Raw genomic sequence first — 15,978 nt, forward strand, 5'->3', positions numbered from 1 at the left:
AACCGCGACTCCAACCCGGAGCGTAGGCTCCGGGAGGGAGATGTCAGGGCGTGGGGGCGGGCGGTGGGGTGCCCGTGTCCACCTGCGTGCCCTGGATGATGGCGTTCGACGGCAGCTCCGTCGCCATGCCGAGCACCTTCGCGCCGGCCGCCTTCGCGCCGTCCAGGGCCGCGATGAGCCGCCCGTAGTTGGTCGCGTCGTCCGCCATGAAGAAGACGACCTTCTCGTCCGCCTTCTTCGCCGCCAGCATGCGCTTGAGACGGTTGATGTAGTCCGACGCGGGCACCTTCTCCGTGTTGATGGAGTAGCTGCCGTCCTTGTCCAGCAGGACCACCAGCTGCTGGTTGTTCGGATCCTCGGGAGGCGGCTCGTTCTCCACCTCGGTGTCCGGCACTCGCACCAGGATGTCCTTCTCCAGGAGGGGCGTGACGACCATGAAGATGATGAGGAGCACCAGCACCACGTCCACCAGCGGCGTGACGTTGATCTCCGAGTTGGGCGCCGACTGCGGCTTGACCCACTGGCGCTGCTTGTGGCCGGCCATTACTTCTTCTCCTCGACGCCGAGCGCGATCTGCTTCGCCTTGGCCTTGCGGGCCACGTCGAGCACCCTGCGCACGTCGCCCACGTTTACCGTGTTGTCACCCTTGAGCAGGATCTTCTTGCCCGGGTCCTTCACCAGCTCCTCCGCGATGCGGTCCTGGAGGGCCTGCTCGTCCACCTGATCATTCTCCACGAACACCTTCTTGTCCGGGGTGATGGAGACGTAGAGAGGGTCCGAGTCCTTGCCCTTCTCTTTTTCGATCTCGGTGGCCTTGGGCAGCTCCACGGACTTGCCGCGCTGGAGCATGGGGGTGACGACCATGAAGATGATGAGGAGCACCAGCACCACGTCCACCAGCGGCGTGACGTTGATGTCGCTCTTGATGCCCCCCTTGGGGCCTGCTGACATTCCCATGCGTTTAACCTGCTTCCGGATGGTGGAAGCCCGCCTTCCCAAGGTGGCGTCGCGGGCCCCGAGGTTCAGGAGCCGCGTTCACATCGGGAGGCGGGCCTCGGGTCGTCCCCGGGCTCGCCGGTGACTGCTCAGGCCGCGTGCGAGGACTGCGCGCCGCCGCCCAGGTGGCGGGCCACGACGTCGAGGAACTCGTTGGAGGACTCGCTGATGTCCACCGCGCGAGCATCCACCCAGCCCTGCAGGAAGTTGTAGGCCATCACCGCGGGGATCGCCACGAGCAGACCGAAGGCCGTGGTGATGAGCGCCTCGGCGATACCGGCCGAGATGGTGCCCAGACCGCCGGAGCCGGCCGCCGCCATGAGCTGGAAGGCGTTGACGATACCCATCGTCGTGCCGAGCAGACCGACGAAGGGGGCCGTCGAGCCGACCGTGGCCAGGAGGCCCAGGCCGCGCTTCATGCTCTGCACCTCGCGCTGCGCCTGGCGCTCGAGCGCGCGGGCCACGGACTCCACCGCCACGTCCTTGTTGTTGGGGCTGATGCGGTAGGCCGTCAGACCGGAGTTGATCACCCGGCCCAGGTGGCCCACGTCCTTGCCCAGGTTCGTGTTGGCCGCGGTGGTCAGGTCACCCTTTGCCAGGATGGCACCCATCTTGGCCGCGAAGTTGCGGCTGTCGGACCGGGTCTTGCGGAAGACGATCATCCGCTCCGCCATCACGACCAGGGACGCCACCGACATGATGGCCAGGGTGAAGATGATCATACGGGCGAAGAGGCCCGTGTGTGCCCAGATTTCGACGAGAGTGAATTGCATGGCTTTGGAGCGCTCCTCCTCACGAGCGCGGGGTGGTCGGCGGTGCTTCTCTACGGCGCGCCCGGATCAGCGCGGCAGCTTCAGATTCAGGGTGAAGGTGTAATCCACCTGGACCGGACGGCCCTGGAACGTGACCGGCTTGTAACGTGACGAGGTCAGGGCGTCCATGACGGCCTGTTCCATGTGGGGCAGGGGCTTGATGATTCGGCAGCGCTCCACTCGACCTTCCACGGTGATGACGCACTTGACGATCATCGTGCCCTGGACGCGGGACTCGAGCGCCTCGCGGGTGTACTCGGGCTGCGGGCCCGAGACCTTCTCCGGACGGGTCATGCCCGCGCCGAACGGCAGCACTTCCGTCCCCGTCCCACCCAGCTGTCCACCGACCACGCCGCCGATCACACCACCGACGACGCCGCCCACGACACCACCGGCCACGCCACCCTCGACACCGCCCTCGACCGCCTCTTCACTGGGCTCCTCGGCGGCCTCTTCCGGCTGCTCGGTCGGCTCGACCTCCTTGGGGACCTCTTTCGGGATCTCCTTGGGCTGGACGATGGCGTCGGGCTTCTTGGGCTTCTTCGGGGTCGTCTTCGGCTTGGAGGTCGCCGCCGGGGGAGGGGGCGGCGGCGGAGGAGGTGGCGGGGCCATGGTGGCCTTCAGCGTCACCTCGATCTCCTTCTCCTCCTCGACCGGAGGCCTCGTCGAAAGAACGTAGGCCACCAGGAACAGCGCCACATGCAGGATCACCGAGATGGTGGTTCCCACACCGAACCGCGCTTTGGGCGCCTGACCGCGGTCAAGGACTGAATCAAACATGTACTAGACTCCTCTTCACCAGTGGACACCCACCACGCCACCCCCGGCTGAAAGGGCGCGCCACCATACAGAAACGCGTTCCGGGTTCAAGTGAGCACGGTCAAGGGTAACTGACGTGATCGCGCAATTGCCCCACTGGTTACCAAAAAGCAACGGTCTATTGACAACTGCTCGACCTCGGATATTTTCCCCAGTCATTTTCGGTTGCAGCCCACCTTGGAGGGGTCTGGTATGCACTTGAACCGAGTGCTCCGGGAAACCGGAGTTGTCCTGGCCGCAGGTCTGCTTTATGGATCGGCGGCTTTCGCGCAGTCGAGCACGATGATCGGAACGATCATCGACGCCCAGAGTCGGCAGCCTGTTCCTGACGTGGTGGTAACCGCGACCTCGCCCAACCTTCAGGGTGAGCAGACCGTGGTTTCCGACGCACAGGGCAACTACCGTATTCCCCAGCTTCCGCCTGGTGTTTACACCCTGCGGTTCGAGAAGGAGCAGTTCAAGCCCTACGCCCGGTCGGACGTGCAGCTGCGTCTGAACCGCACCATCCGCGTCAACGTCGAGCTGCTCCCCGAGTCCCTCGGTGAGGTGGTGGAGATCGTCGGCGCGCCGCCGACCATCGACGTGGGCTCCACGACCACGGGCGTCAACGTGGATCAGGAGTTCATCAAGCGCATCGCGGTCGCCCGTCCGGGTGGCAAGAGCGGCGCGGCTCGCTCCTTCGAGTCCCTGGCCGAGCTGGCGCCTGGCGCCCAGAACGACCAGTACGGTGTCTCCATCAACGGTGCGACCTCGCCTGAGAACGGCTACGTGGTGGACGGTCTGTCCACGAACGATCCGGCCTACGGCGTGAACGCGAGCCCGATGAGCATCGAGTTCGTGCAGGACGTGAACATCATCACCGGCGGCTACCTGCCGGAGTTCGGTCGCTCCACGGGCGGTGTCATCAACGCGGTGACCCGGTCGGGCTCCAACGAGTTCCACGGCTCCGTGTTCGCCAACTGGACGCCCGGCACGTTCGAGGGTACCCGCAAGACGATCCGGGCCGAAGGCTCGGTCATCAGCGGCCTCAACGAGCTGAAGAACATGGGCGACTTCGGCGCCACCCTCGGTGGTCCGATCCTCAAGGACAAGCTGTGGTTCTTCGCCGGTTTCGCGCCGTCCTTCACGCGCTACCAGCACACCCGCACGCTCAACGCCATCCGCCTGGACGCGCAGGGCAACACGGTCACGGACGACACGGGCTTCACGGTCGTCGACCCCATCGCGGGCTCGGATCGTCAGTACTACGCTGACTCCCGGACCGTGCAGTACATGGGTAAGCTGACCTACCTCATCAACCAGGACCACACGGTCTCGCTCGCCCTCAACGGCACGCCGACGACCACGGGTGGCATGGGCAAGCTGTCCATCAACCCGCAGTCCGGTGGTCTGCCGGGCGCGATCTTCTCCCGTCCGGGCGACTTCGCCTTCACGGAGACGAACGCGAACGCCACGTCCGTCGCCCTGAAGTACGGCGGCGCGTTCATGGACAAGAAGGTCCTCGTCGACGCGACGGCCGGCTGGTTCCACCAGACGGCGTCCACCCTGCCGGCGGACGGCAGCAAGCTGGGCTCCTCCGAGGGCCTCGCGGGCTACTCCCGCTTCCAGTACACCAGCGAGCGCTCCCTGGCGGACCTCGAGGCCCTGCCCGCCGGGCAGGAGGGCGCCTGCGCCCCGTTCGAGACGGTCGACGAGGACGGCAACCCCGTCACGGTCGAGCGCTGCCCTGTCATCGGCTACACGGTCGGTGGCCCGGGCTACATGAACGACTCGAAGCTGGATCGCTACCAGTTCAACGCGAAGGCCACCTACCTGCTCAACGCGCTCGGCACCCACGTGCTGAAGGCCGGTGCGGACGCGGAGTTCCTGTCCTACGACCAGCTCAAGGCGTACGGCGGTGGCGTGTACTTCCGTGAGTCCGCTCCGTACGCGGGCGCGACGCTCAACGGCCAGCCCTACTCCGGCGGCGCGGTGCAGGACTACCGTCGCTACGGCTACCAGGCCTCGCCCGACAGCCCCATCACCCAGCTGACCCAGCAGTCGAAGACCACCAGCACCACGGTCGGTGGCTTCCTGCAGGACTCCTGGTCCATCGCCAACCGCGTCACGCTCAACCTCGGCGTGCGCTACGACGTGCAGGCGATGTACGGCGGCGACGGCGAGCTGGCGCTCATCATGGGCAACCAGTGGTCGCCCCGCCTCGGCGCCATCGTCGACCCGTTCGCCAACGGCCGCACCAAGTTCTTCGTGAACTTCGCTCGCTACTACGAGCAGGTTCCCCTGAACATGCTCGACCGCGCGTTCCCGGGTGAGCGTCGCTACGAGGCCCGCCGCGCGCTCGCGTCGGACACGCAGGCGGGCTGCAACCCCACGGATCGCCAGAGCCAGCAGACGGAGTGCCGTGACCCGGCCTACGTGCTCGCTCAGCCCGAGAGCAACCGCAACCCGAACCGCCTCTACACGGGTGGCAAGGTCGAGAACGAGCCGATCGACCCGGACATCAAGCCGCAGTCGTCCAACGAGCTGGTGGTCGGCGCTGAGTACGAGCTCATCGCCAACACCCGCGTGGGCGCCAGCTACACGCACCGCAACATGAACATGGTCATCGAGGACATGAGCCGCGATGACGGTGCGTCGTACTTCCTCGGCAACCCGGGCAGCGGCTTCGCCAAGGAGTTCCCGAAGCCGGAGCGTAACTACGACAACGTCACGGTCTACCTGAACCGTACGTTCTCGGATGGCTGGCTCGCCGCGGCGAACTACACCTGGTCCCGCCTGAACGGTAACTACCCCGGTCTGTTCCGCCCGGAGACTGCTCAGCTCGACCCGAACATCCTGTCGGACTTCGACCTCGTCAGCCTCCTGGCCAACCGCACGGGTCCGCTGCCGTTCGACCGTACGCACCAGATCAAGGTGTTCGGCGCGAAGGAGTTCAACTTCACGAACGAGCTGTCCGCCAGCCTGGGTCTGTCCTACCGCGGCAACTCCGGCTCGCCGATCAACTACTTCGGCGCGCACTCGCTCTACGGTCCGGACGAGTCCTTCGTCCTCCCCCGTGGCGCGGGTGGTCGTACGCCCTGGCTGAACGTCATTGACTCCAACATCGGCGTCAACTACCGCGTCAGCAAGGACAGCGTCATCTCCGTCACCCTGGACGTGTTCAACCTGTTCAACTTCCAGGGCGTGAGCACGGTCGACCAGACGTACACCCTGCTCTCCGTGCAGCCCATCGCGGGCGGCAAGCCTTCCGACCTCCCTGGCAACGTCCAGTGGCAGGCCGGCGAGGAGCGCGACGAGCCGTTCGGCACGGTCGAGAACGACGTCAACCCCAACTTCAAGAACCCGACCAGCTACCAGCCGCCGCGCCAGATGCGCCTTGGTGTCCGGTACACGTTCTAGTCACTGGCCATTCACGGAACCAGGATTTCAAGTCACATGACCAAGAACATCTTCAATGCGGCAATGGTCCTTGTTGGCACGGCGGGTCTGCTGACGGGTTGCAACTTCGACCAGCCCGAGGCTCCCTGCTTCGTGCAGGACAGCGCGAGCTGGGCGACCCGGTATGACCCCATCGACGACCCCGTCGATGCCAACGGCGTCGCGTGCGACCAGAGGGCTCCCGTCGGTGAGTTGGTGGGCGTCTACAAGTTCAGCGACCCGGATGACCTGAGCAACTCGCTGCTCACCATGCGTCCGCAGGGCGTGGCGTCCATCGCGAACCGCGACCCGGGTCCGACCACGGATCAGACGGCGCTGGGCCGGTTCGACACCGAGCCGGACGCGGATGAGTTCTGCACGGCGGAGACGCTCTCGGTTGCCTCGGTCAACGCCGCGGCCACCCAGACGCTTCCGGCGACGACCATCAGCTACGAGTTCAGCAACATCCAGGTGTACGCGGCGCCGTCGACGCCGGGTACGCAGCTGCGTGGCCAGGTGAAGTACACGCGCAATGGCTGCACGTCGAACTACGCCATCCGTTCGATGTGGCCGGCGGTCGCCTGCGACCCGTCCGATGCCACCTCGTGCGCGACGAACCCGAACCTGAACCCGGACTTCGCCACGGAGTGCCTCCAGGTGAGCGCGACGACGGCGATCTGCGTGCCGTCCAAGCCGGTCCCGTCGTTCAAGTAGTCGTCCATCGCTGAACAGCGCCACCCGCCTGGGTGGCGCCTCGCGGCCCCGGCAGCCCTCCTCAGGGAGTGGATTGTCGGGGCCGCGGTGTTTGGAGGCAGTACCCATTGGAGGCACATGGAGGGCCGTTACTCACTCATCCACCACGTCCGCTCGCTGCTGGACGACGAAGAGGGCACCCTCTACAAGGAAGCGCCCTTTCGCGTGGCGCTCTGCTACCCGAGCCCCTACCACGTGGGCATGAGCTCGCTGGGCTTCCAGGCCATCTACCGGGAAATCCACCAGCACCCCGGTGCCACCGCCGAGCGTGTGTTCCTCCCGGATGACGTGGAGGCCTTCAAGAAGACGCGCACGCCGCTGTTCACCTGGGAGTCCCAGGCCCCGGTCTCCAGCTTCCAGATGCTGGCGTTCTCGGTGGCGTACGAGCTGGAGCTGACGGGGTTCTTCTCGCTGCTGGAGCTCGCGGGGATGCCCGTGCTGGCGGAGGAGCGTCGGGATGGTCGCCATCCGCTGGTGGTCGCCGGTGGACCTCTGACGTTCTCCAACCCGGATCCGCTGGAGCCCTTCGTCGACGTGCTCGTCCAGGGCGAGTCCGAGGAGCTGATCCACGTCCTGGTGGAGGCCGCGGCCTCCATGGAGCGCGAGGCGCTGTTGGATCATCTGGCGCGCATCCCCGGCTTCCGGGTCCCGGGCAGGGGAGGAGCGCGCTACCACGTGGCCCGGGCGACGGACTCGCGGCTGCCCGCCCGCTCGCAGATCATCACGCCGCACACGGAGCTGCGCTCGATGTTCCTCATCGAGCCGGAGCGCGGCTGCTCGCGGGGGTGCCATTACTGCGTCATGCGGCGCACCACCAACGGGGGCATGCGGACGGTGCCGCCCGAGCGGGTGCTGTCGCTCATCCCGGAGAACGCGAAGCGGGTGGGCCTGGTGGGCGCGGCGGTGACGGACCACCCGCGCATCGTCGAGCTGCTGCGCACCCTCGTGGACTCGGGGCGCGAGGTGGGCGTGTCGTCACTCCGGGCGGATCGGCTGACCCAGGAGCTGGTGGATCAACTCCGCCGGGGCGGGGCGACGAACCTGACGGTGGCGGCGGACGGAGCCTCGCAGCGGATGCGGGACATGGTGGACCGCAAGCACTCCGAGGAACAGATTGTGCGCGCGGCCGGGTATGCCCGGACCGCCGGGATGAAGCAGCTCAAGGTGTACAACGTCGTGGGGCTTCCGTTCGAGGACGAGACGGACATCGACGAGTTGATCCGCTTCACGGCGGAGCTGTCGCGCATCCTTCCCGTGGCGCTGGGCGTGGCTCCCTTCGTGGCCAAGCGGAACACGCCGCTGGACGGCGCGCCCTTCGCGGGCATCCGCGAGGTGGAGAACCGGCTGGAGCGGCTGCGCAAGGGCCTGCGGGGGCGCGCGGAGGTGCGTCCCACGTCCGCGCGCTGGGCCTGGGTGGAGTACATGCTGGCCCAGTGTGGTCCCGAGGGGGGGCTGGCGGCGATGGATGCCTGGCGGGCGGGGGGCGGCTTCTCCGCGTGGAAGAAGGCCTTCGAGGCGAGGGGCTGTGAGCCCTATCTCGCGCGTCGGGTGGAGGATGGGCGGCGCAATCCCACCCTCTGGCCCACTGTTCCGAAGGTGGCGCCCGCGCCGTCGGCCGCGTGACGGCGGGCGTACGAGGGCCATGCATTGTGGGCCCGGGTTCCGCTAGAAGACCGCATGCGCCGATGGCCGGCGCCCAGGGGCAGCGGAGAACCAGGTGAGCACGCAGCGCGTGGACAAGGCTTGGCAGCAGAAGGGTCTCAAGGAGTTCTCGACGGAGGCCCTGCTCGGGACGCTCGGCCACTACGGCATCCCGGTGACGGAGGAGGACTTCCGGAAGCTGTCGGAGTCGACCTTCCCGTTGGGCATCGCCCAGCAGTGGAAGTCGAAGTGGAAGGGCACCGGGCCCTTCAAGGATTTCGTCGTCGCGGCTCCCGTGGAGCTGTGGCGCCGCTGGCTGCCGGACCGCGTGGCGCCGCATGAGATGACGGACACGCTGGCGTCGCTCATGAAGTCGCTGCTGGAGCTGCTCAACGGCAAGACGGATGCGCCAGTGAGCGCGGCCTTCGAGCGGATGACCAGCCTGCGCGCGCGGCTGCCCGTGGATGACAAGGGCCTGCCCCAGGAGCGCTTCATGCAGGAGGCGCTGGCGCCGTTCTCCGAGAAGGACGCGGAGCTGTTCGACCGGCTCGCGGAGCTGCTCGCGCGCTCGGGTCATGTGAATCACGCGGAGTCCTTCGCGGAGATGGAGGAGTTCTTCCTGCCGGACCGCAAGGGCATCTCGCGCGCGATGGTGCGCGCCGCGAAGGGCGAGAAGGACGAGGCGGCGACGGACCTGGTCAAGCTGTCCGAGGACACGAGCCGCTCTCCGATTGCCCGCATCCTGGCCGTCGACGGCCTCATCCACCTCCAGACGCACGGCGTGGCCGCCACGGCCGCCCGGACGCTGCTGGCGTGGGCGGAGGAGAACAAGGACCTGCACCTCGCGTTGGACCTCATGCCGCGCCTGGAGCACATCTACAAGGCGCAGAACGACCGCGTGGCCCTGCTGGACCTGATGCGCATCGCCGAGCGGCTCGAGTCCGAGCACGACCGCATCCACCCCGGTCACAACCGTCACCGTCACCGGTAGTGAGCAGGACCTCCGGCACGGCGCGCGGACCTCGGGTCCACGACGCCGTGCCCGAGTGGTTGGCCCGGGGCCGGGTACGGCTGCGGTCACCCCGAGCACCCTCGTCGCCGCGACATGGGCCGTGTCTTCCCAGCTCGTCTCATGGGCTCGAGGTCCGCGACGCCGTGCCCGAGTGGCTGGCTCGAGGCGGAGCATGGCCGAGGTCTTCGCGAGCCCCTCGTCGCCGCGCCATGGCGTGAGTCTTCATCCCGACTGGCGCACGAGCTTGATGGGCCGAGACGTCGTGCCCGAGTCACGGGCTCAAGGCCGCGTACGACCGCGGTCATCTGGAAACCCTCGTCGCCGCCAGGATGTGAGGCTTCTACCTGTCTGCCGCGTGGGCTTGAGGGCCAGGTCCCTGGCGCGAGACTGCACACGAGCAGCGTCACCCCACGCCGCTCGTTGCCGTCACAGGCCGTGAGTTCGCGCCGTGACGGCGCGAGGGCTCGAGGAAGGACGCGCTGACAGGTCAGCGCTGGGCTCGTGAGCGCCCCGTCACTCCGACGTGCCCGGGCCGCTGCTCGTGGAGGCGTCCGTGGACTTGCGGCGCCGCGCCCGCTTCTTCGGCGCGGGCTTCGCGTCCTCCTGGGCGGTCTTCACCGGGGCCACCTCCTCGAGCTCGCCCTGCTTCGTGGGCATGGCCGCCGCGCCCGGAGCCTCGGGCGTCGTGGACTCCTCCTGGGCTCGCAGCGGCGTCGAGCGCCTCAGGGGAATCTTGAGCACGTTGGGCACGCCCTCGATGACGTCGCGCGTGGAGACCACCGCGCCCACCGTCGTGTAGCGGATGGCGCCCGTCTGGGTGAAGGCGTGCTTGAGCGGATACTCCTTCGCGCGCGGGAGGAACCAGTCGCGCGCCGCGCGCAGCGGCAACACGTGCATCTCCCCCTGCGACAGGAACACGTACACCAGCAGGTCCGCGCCGCTGTAGAGGAAGCAGCCCGGGGTGTCCTTCTCCAGGTTGGACACCAGCTCGAAGAAGTACCGCTTCCGGGTGGCGTTGCGGTCCCCCTTCACCTCGATACCGCGCACCTCTCCCGAGGGCAGCTCCCACAGCAGGTCCACGCCCCGATGCTGGAAGCGCGGGTCCGACTGCACGTCGTGCACGCGCGAACCCGGCTCCGTCTCCAGCAACCACGCCCTCGCGTGCTGGACGGCGCGGTCCGCGGCGCCCTGCACGCCCTTCATGCTGAAGCTGCGCGCCATGTGCTACCGGCGCAGCTCGACGCCCGTCGCGACCAACTGCACCTCGCGCGGCTTGCCGTCCGCGCCGCGCGGGACGATGGCGCCCTCGGCCTCGTAGTGCGCCGCGTGGCCCTCGCTCAGCTCGGCCACCTTCACCACGCCCTCCACGCGCGCCTGCGAGCCCGCCGAGTCCAGCGGCACGAAGAAGCCGTAGTCCTTGAACGTCACCCGCACGCCCGGGCCCTTGGCCTGACCCTCGGGGGCGAGCTCCATCCAGCAGCCCTTCTTCTCACACGCCTTGCGCACCGTGCCCTCGAGCCGCACCGTCTTGCCGTCGTGGGCCTGGGGCTTGGAGAGCAGGTCCGCGAGCTTCACCTCGGAGGCGCCCTTGAGGGCCTCGCCGCGGGTGAGCTTCCAGCTGTCGTCCTTCGCGGCCTCGGGCTTGGGCGCGGCGGCGGCCTTGTCGGCCGGGTGGTGACAGTCGGCGGCGGCCGCGGCCTTGTCGGCCGTCTTTCCCTTGGCGGGCGTCTTGTCGCCAGCGAAGGCCACCAGGGGAACAGCGACCAGCAGCATCAGGGACGTGCGGAGCGAGTTCATGACCTGCCCGCTTAGTCAAAACTCGTTGCCCCGGCAAGGCGGCGCCCGTACTAGAGTGTGACTCCCGCACACCCCGGGGCGCGCAGCCCATGAAGGTCTTCCTCCCTCCTCGAAACCGCCGGCTCGGCACGGTGGACTACCTGGGCCTCATCGGCCTGGCGGGACTGCTCGTCGCCCGCTTCATCCCGGTGGCGAAGCTCATCCCGTTCTGGGGCTGCGTGCTGCGCGAGCGGACGGGCTGGCCCTGCCTCGGCTGTGGCCTCACCCGCGTGGCGGACCGCGTGGCCCACTTCAACTTCGTGGGCGCGTGGGAGGCCAACCCCCTGGGCACCGTGGCGGCCCTGCTGTTCGCGCTCGCGGCCGTGGCCATGGTGGTGCACCTGGTGTTCGCGGTCCCCATCCCCGAAATCCAGCTCTCGCTTCGGGAGTGGAAGGCGTTCCAGGTGGCGATGCCCGTCATCGTCCTGGTGAATTACGCCTACGTGGTGGTGAAGACGCGCTTCCCCCACCTGCTGCTATAGCGTGGGGTCGTGACTCTCGCGCTCGTCCTGCTGGGCTACCTCGCCGGCTCCATCCCCTTCGGTGTCCTGCTGACGCGGTGGCTTCGCGGCGTGGACGTGCGCCAGAGCGGCAGCGGCAACATCGGCGCCACCAACGTCACCCGCGTCGCGGGCAAGAAGCTGGGCGCGGTGGTGCTGGTGCTCGACGCGGTGAAGGGCGCGCTGCCGGTGGCGCTCGCGATGAGGCTGGTGCCGGAGCTGCCCGGGGTGCACGTGCTGGTGGCGCTCGCCGCCGTGCTGGGCCATGTCTTCCCGGTGTGGCTGAAGCTGCACGGTGGCAAGGGCGTGGCCACCGCGCTGGGCGTGTTGCTGGTGCTCGTGCCCCAGGCCGCCCTGGCCGCGGGGCTCGTCTTCATCGCCATCTTCGCGGTGTGGCGCGTCAGCTCGCTGGGCTCGCTCGCGGCGGGGGCGACGGCGGTGGGCACGTCCGCCCTCACCGCCCGCGCGCCCGAGTACGCGGGCCTCTCAGCGGTCCTCTTCGCCCTCATGCTGTGGACGCACCGGAGCAACATCCACCGGCTCATGCGACGCACCGAGCGGCGCTTCTGAGTCCTCGCCGCCACCGCCCGAGGGCCGGTAGCCGAGCAGCGTGCAGTCGATGGGGCCGTTCATCAGGTCGCGCCGCGCCGACGGACGCGCGTGGAAGGCGCTCTCGAAGGCCGGGTTGCCGCTGAGGACCCAGACGCGCCAGCCGGGCACACGCAAGGACTCGCCCAGCTTGTAATAGAAGCTCTTCATGCCCTTCTGTCCGCCCGTGCCGATGCGGTCTCCATAGGGCGGATTGGTGAGGATGAGGCCACTGGAGGCTGGCAGCGGCGGCAGCTTCGTCGCGTCGCCCTCGGCCAGGGTGATCTCCTCGGACAGCCGGGCCGCGCGCACGTTGCGCTGGGCGGCGTCGAGGGCCTCCGGGTCCTTGTCGAAGCCCCAGAGAGGGACCTCCACCTTGCGCTCGTCGCGCCGCGCGTCCGCGCGCAGGTCCGCGAGCAGCTCCTTCGCCCGAGCCCCCAGCTCCGGCCAGCGCTCCACGGCGAAGTCGCGGTTGAGTCCGGGCGCGCGCCGACGGGCCATCATGCCCGCCTCAATCAGCAGCGTGCCCGAGCCGCACATCGGGTCCACCAGCGCCTCGTCGCCCGTGTAGCGCGCGGCGCGCAGGATGGCGGCGGCCAGCGTCTCCTTGAGGGGCGCCACGGTGGGACGCACGCGGTAGCCCCGGCGGTGCAGTGGCTCGCCGCACAAATCCAACGAGAGCGACAGCGTGTCGCGCGACAGGTGCGCCACCACGCTCACGTCCGGGTTCTTCGTGTCCACGTCCGGCCGCGTGCCCACCACGTCGCGCATGCGGTCGACGATGGCGTCCTTCACCTTCAGCGCGACGAAGCCCGAGTGGCTGTGCTCGCTGTCCTTCAGCGTCGCGTCCACGGCGAACGTCGTGGTGGGCGTCAGGTGCTCCTCCCACGGGACGCCGCGGGCGGCGTCGTACAGGCCCTGCGCGCCGCGGGCCTCGAAGGCGCCCAGCGGGTAGAGCACGCGCATGGCGATGCGGGACCAGAGACAGACCTTCAGCGCCTCGTCGAGCGAGGCCATGAAGCGCACACCGCCACGGTCCTGGCGGATGCGGCGCGCGCCGAGTTCCTTGAGCTCGTCGGCGAGCAGGTCCTCGGTGCCTCGGGTCGTGGTGGCGAATAGGGCGATGCGTTCAGCCATGGGACACCGCCCATAGACGACCTGCGCCTGCTTGGGAATCCAATACGCGCCTCACGTGCCCACCACCTCGTACATGGCGAAGGTGGCCCCCTCCTGCTCGGCGCTGGCCTCCTTCGCCCTCCGGAAGTCCTCCGACTGGAAATAGCGCCGCATCGCCTCCTTGTCCCGCCAGCGCGTCACCAGCAGCAGCTCCGGCGAGCGCTCGAACGAGCGCAGCACCTCCAGCCCCAGGAACCCCTCGTGCGCGTCCACCCTGCGCGCGCGCTCCTGGAAGCGGGCGACCAGGCGCTCGGCGTCCTCGGGCGCGGCGCGGAAGCGGGAGATGGCGACAATCATGGGCACTCACCTGGAACACGTCGGGGCGGGCTGGGGATGCCCGCGTCAGAGGGGAAACGGACAGGGGGCGTCCGGACCGAAGCCGGACACCCCCTGGGAGAACAACGGTGCGCCGCGGGTGGACTACATCGCGCCCGCGCCCGGCATGTCGCCCACCCCTCGGATGAGCACCTCGCGGGGCTTGGCGCCATCGGCGGCGCCGACGACTCCGTCACGCTCCATGCGCTCGATCATGCGCGCGGCGCGGTTGTAGCCGATGCGCATCTTGCGCTGGAGCATGGAGATGGAGACGGCGCGCATCTCGCTGACCGTGGCGAGGGCCTGGTCGTACAGCTCGTCGGACAGCTCGTCCTCCTCGCCGCCGGACTCCACGTCCTCGTCGCGCGGCTTGAGGATGGACTCGTCGAAGACGGGCTTGCCCTGGGCCTTGAGGTGGTCCACCGCCTTCTTGATTTCGTTCTCCGACACGAAGGCGCCGTGCACACGCTGCAGGTGCGCGCTCGTGGGCGGCATGATGAGCATGTCGCCCATGCCCAGCAGCGCCTCGGCGCCCACCGTGCCCAGAATCGTCATGGAGTCCGGCTTGGAGCGGAGCATGAAGCTGATGCGCGTGGGGAAGTTCGCCTTGATGATGCCGGTGACGACGTCCGTGGAGGGACGCTGCGTCGCGACCATCAGGTGGATGCCGGCCGCGCGGGCCATCTGCGCCAGGCGCGCCACGTACGTCTCCACCTCGCGGCTGGCGACCATCATGAGGTCGGCCAGCTCGTCGATGATGACCACGATGTAGGGCAGCTTCTTGAGCTCCTTCTTCTCCGGCTTGGACGCGGCGGCGTCCAGCGGCGCGCCCGCGTCGTCGTCCTCGGGCTCGGCCTCCACCTCGGGCACTTCCGAGGCGGACTCGTCCTCGGAGGACACCAGCGCCTCGCGCAGGTCCTCCACGTCCTCGCGCGGCGCGGCCACGCCCAGCCCGTCCGACGCCTGGGCCGCGGGCTTGGGCTCGCCGCCCTCCAGGTCCACCACCAGGACCTTCTTGGGCTTGGACTTCTTGGGCGAAGGCTCCGCGGCGGCGAGCACCTCCTTCACCTCGGAGGCGGAGCTCTCCACCAGCTTGTTGTAGCCGGCGATGTTGCGCACGCCCGCTTCGGACAGCATCTGGTAGCGGCGCTCCATCTCCTCCACGGCCCAGCGCAGCGCGAGCGCCGCCTTCTTCGGGTCCGTCACCACGGGCAGCAAGAGGTGCGGGATGCCCTCGTACACGGAGAGCTCCAGCATCTTCGGGTCCACCATGATGAAGCGGACCTCCTCCGGCGTGGACTTCAGGAGGATGCTCATGATCATCGAGTTGACGGCCACCGACTTGCCGGAGCCGGTGGTGCCGGCGATGAGCAGGTGCGGCGCCTTGGCCAGGTCGAAGACGTACGGCATGCCCTCGATGTCCTTGCCCACGCACATGGTCAGCTTGCTGGGGCCCTTGAGGAACGCGTCCTGCTCGGCGATCTCCTTGAGATAGACGGTCTCACGGTCCTTGTTCGGCACCTCGATGCCCACCACGCCCTTGCCGGGGATGGGGGCGACGATGCGAACGCGCATCGCCTCCATCGCCATGGCCAGGTCGTCGGCGAGCGCGGCGATCTTGCTCACCTTGATGCCGGGGCCCGGCAGGAACTCGTACATGGTGACGACGGGGCCGGGGCGGATCTCCACCACCTCGCCGACGATGCCGAAGTCGGCCAGCTTCGCGCGCAGCTTCTCCGCCGTGGACAGGAACGCGTCCTTGTCCAGCTCCGAGCGCTCCTTCTTGTCGTACTCGAGCACGTCGAGCGGAGGCAGCGAGAAGCTCTTGCGGTCACCCACGAACTCGAACTGGTCCTGGGTCTTCTTGACGGTGGGCTTGGGCGGCGCCTTGGGCTCCACGATGAGCGGCATGCGCGCCAGCGCGGACGCGGCCGGCGCGGGCTGGGGTGCCGCGGCCTGCGGAGGCTGGGGCAGGGAGATGACGGGCGCGGGCGCCGGGGCCACGGGCTCGGTGGACTCGGGCAGCGCGGCGACGGGCGCGGCGGGGCCGGTGACGATGTTCGGCGTCTTGCGGCGGCCGCGCGGGGGCTCGACGCCCTCGGGGACGATGGGG

General features: G+C 68.6%; 14 protein-coding genes and 1 pseudogene. 6 read left to right on the top strand and 9 right to left on the bottom strand.

All coding sequences use genetic code 11. The annotated features are described in order from the left end of the window. Positions 1-43: 43 nt before the first annotated feature. The 4 genes from FL311_RS12355 to FL311_RS12370 all read right to left on the bottom strand — a co-directional run bounded on the left by FL311_RS12355 (position 44) and on the right by FL311_RS12370 (position 2,588). Positions 44-544, bottom strand: a complete 501-nt coding sequence (locus FL311_RS12355; protein ID WP_141325232.1) for a biopolymer transporter ExbD — start codon at positions 542-544, stop codon at positions 44-46. Then, positions 544-957 carry a biopolymer transporter ExbD gene (locus tag FL311_RS12360; RefSeq protein ID WP_141325233.1) on the bottom strand — a complete coding sequence of 138 codons (414 nt, stop codon included), beginning with the start codon at positions 955-957 and terminating at the stop codon, positions 544-546. Before FL311_RS12360 ends, FL311_RS12355 begins: the two co-directional genes overlap by 1 nt. A 128-nt stretch (positions 958-1,085) precedes the next feature. After that, positions 1,086-1,769 (bottom strand): MotA/TolQ/ExbB proton channel family protein, encoded by a 684-nt coding sequence (locus tag FL311_RS12365; protein WP_141325234.1) that lies wholly within the window; start codon positions 1,767-1,769, stop codon positions 1,086-1,088. Positions 1,770-1,835: 66 nt separating this feature from the next. Beyond that, complete coding sequence (locus tag FL311_RS12370) at positions 1,836-2,588, bottom strand: energy transducer TonB (RefSeq protein ID WP_141325235.1); 753 nt, start codon at positions 2,586-2,588, stop codon at positions 1,836-1,838. A 231-nt stretch (positions 2,589-2,819) separates the two neighbouring features. On the opposite strand from FL311_RS12370, the gene FL311_RS12375 reads away from it, so the two are divergent. The 4 genes from FL311_RS12375 (at position 2,820) to FL311_RS12390 (ending at position 9,429) form a co-directional block, all read left to right on the top strand. After that, positions 2,820-6,026 (top strand): TonB-dependent receptor, encoded by a 3,207-nt coding sequence (locus tag FL311_RS12375; RefSeq protein WP_141325236.1) that lies wholly within the window; start codon positions 2,820-2,822, stop codon positions 6,024-6,026. A gap of 36 nt (positions 6,027-6,062) precedes the next feature. Beyond that, a complete protein-coding gene (locus FL311_RS12380; protein WP_141325237.1) occupies positions 6,063-6,758 on the top strand; it encodes a hypothetical protein in 696 nt (231 codons plus the stop codon). Between the two features lie 117 nt (positions 6,759-6,875). Then, positions 6,876-8,420 carry a radical SAM protein gene (locus FL311_RS12385; RefSeq protein ID WP_141325238.1) on the top strand — a complete coding sequence of 515 codons (1,545 nt, stop codon included), beginning with the start codon at positions 6,876-6,878 and terminating at the stop codon, positions 8,418-8,420. Between the two features lie 94 nt (positions 8,421-8,514). Beyond that, the gene (locus tag FL311_RS12390) at positions 8,515-9,429 is read left to right on the top strand and encodes a hypothetical protein (protein WP_194869177.1); all 915 of its coding nucleotides are present in this window, start codon (positions 8,515-8,517) and stop codon (positions 9,427-9,429) included. Positions 9,430-10,167: 738 nt separating this feature from the next. Here the strand turns inward: FL311_RS12390 and FL311_RS12395 are convergent. Further along, positions 10,168-10,671 (bottom strand): annotated as a pseudogene (locus FL311_RS12395) (hypothetical protein); the annotation flags it as partial. Between the two features lie 3 nt (positions 10,672-10,674). Beyond that, positions 10,675-11,247: a DUF4920 domain-containing protein gene (locus FL311_RS12400; RefSeq protein WP_141325240.1), complete on the bottom strand. Its 573-nt coding sequence runs from the start codon at positions 11,245-11,247 to the stop codon at positions 10,675-10,677. A gap of 89 nt (positions 11,248-11,336) precedes the next feature. On the opposite strand from FL311_RS12400, the gene FL311_RS12405 reads away from it, so the two are divergent. Together FL311_RS12405 and plsY are read left to right on the top strand one after the other, a co-directional pair. Continuing rightward, positions 11,337-11,768: a DUF2752 domain-containing protein gene (locus FL311_RS12405; protein WP_141325241.1), complete on the top strand. Its 432-nt coding sequence runs from the start codon at positions 11,337-11,339 to the stop codon at positions 11,766-11,768. Positions 11,769-11,777: 9 nt separating this feature from the next. Beyond that, a complete protein-coding gene (plsY, locus tag FL311_RS12410; RefSeq protein WP_141325242.1) occupies positions 11,778-12,356 on the top strand; it encodes a glycerol-3-phosphate 1-O-acyltransferase PlsY in 579 nt (192 codons plus the stop codon). Here plsY and FL311_RS12415 read toward each other — a convergent pair. The 3 genes from FL311_RS12415 to FL311_RS12425 form a co-directional block, all read right to left on the bottom strand. Further along, positions 12,273-13,511, bottom strand: a complete 1,239-nt coding sequence (locus FL311_RS12415; protein WP_141325243.1) for a class I SAM-dependent RNA methyltransferase — start codon at positions 13,509-13,511, stop codon at positions 12,273-12,275. The two genes, plsY and FL311_RS12415, sit on opposite strands and share 84 nt — an antisense overlap. A 51-nt stretch (positions 13,512-13,562) precedes the next feature. Then, positions 13,563-13,847: an antibiotic biosynthesis monooxygenase gene (locus tag FL311_RS12420; RefSeq protein ID WP_141325244.1), complete on the bottom strand. Its 285-nt coding sequence runs from the start codon at positions 13,845-13,847 to the stop codon at positions 13,563-13,565. 123 nt (positions 13,848-13,970) lie between these two features. After that, positions 13,971-15,978 (bottom strand): DNA translocase FtsK (locus FL311_RS12425; protein ID WP_255510331.1); only part of this gene is annotated, 2,008 nt, incomplete at its 5' end.

This window comes from Myxococcus sp. AB025B, from assembly GCF_006518215.1.
Classification (GTDB): Bacteria; Myxococcota; Myxococcia; order Myxococcales; family Myxococcaceae; genus Myxococcus; species Myxococcus fulvus.

Coding starts and splice junctions, on each gene's coding strand:
- FL311_RS12355 (WP_141325232.1), bottom strand. CDS start 544: ATGGCCGGCCACAAGCAGCGCCAGTGGGTCAAGCCGCAGTCGGCGCCC.
- FL311_RS12360 (WP_141325233.1), bottom strand. CDS start 957: ATGGGAATGTCAGCAGGCCCCAAGGGGGGCATCAAGAGCGACATCAAC.
- FL311_RS12365 (WP_141325234.1), bottom strand. CDS start 1,769: ATGCAATTCACTCTCGTCGAAATCTGGGCACACACGGGCCTCTTCGCC.
- FL311_RS12370 (WP_141325235.1), bottom strand. CDS start 2,588: ATGTTTGATTCAGTCCTTGACCGCGGTCAGGCGCCCAAAGCGCGGTTC.
- FL311_RS12375 (WP_141325236.1), top strand. CDS start 2,820: ATGCACTTGAACCGAGTGCTCCGGGAAACCGGAGTTGTCCTGGCCGCA.
- FL311_RS12380 (WP_141325237.1), top strand. CDS start 6,063: ATGACCAAGAACATCTTCAATGCGGCAATGGTCCTTGTTGGCACGGCG.
- FL311_RS12385 (WP_141325238.1), top strand. CDS start 6,876: ATGGAGGGCCGTTACTCACTCATCCACCACGTCCGCTCGCTGCTGGAC.
- FL311_RS12400 (WP_141325240.1), bottom strand. CDS start 11,247: ATGAACTCGCTCCGCACGTCCCTGATGCTGCTGGTCGCTGTTCCCCTG.
- FL311_RS12405 (WP_141325241.1), top strand. CDS start 11,337: ATGAAGGTCTTCCTCCCTCCTCGAAACCGCCGGCTCGGCACGGTGGAC.
- FL311_RS12415 (WP_141325243.1), bottom strand. CDS start 13,511: ATGGCTGAACGCATCGCCCTATTCGCCACCACGACCCGAGGCACCGAG.
- FL311_RS12420 (WP_141325244.1), bottom strand. CDS start 13,847: ATGATTGTCGCCATCTCCCGCTTCCGCGCCGCGCCCGAGGACGCCGAG.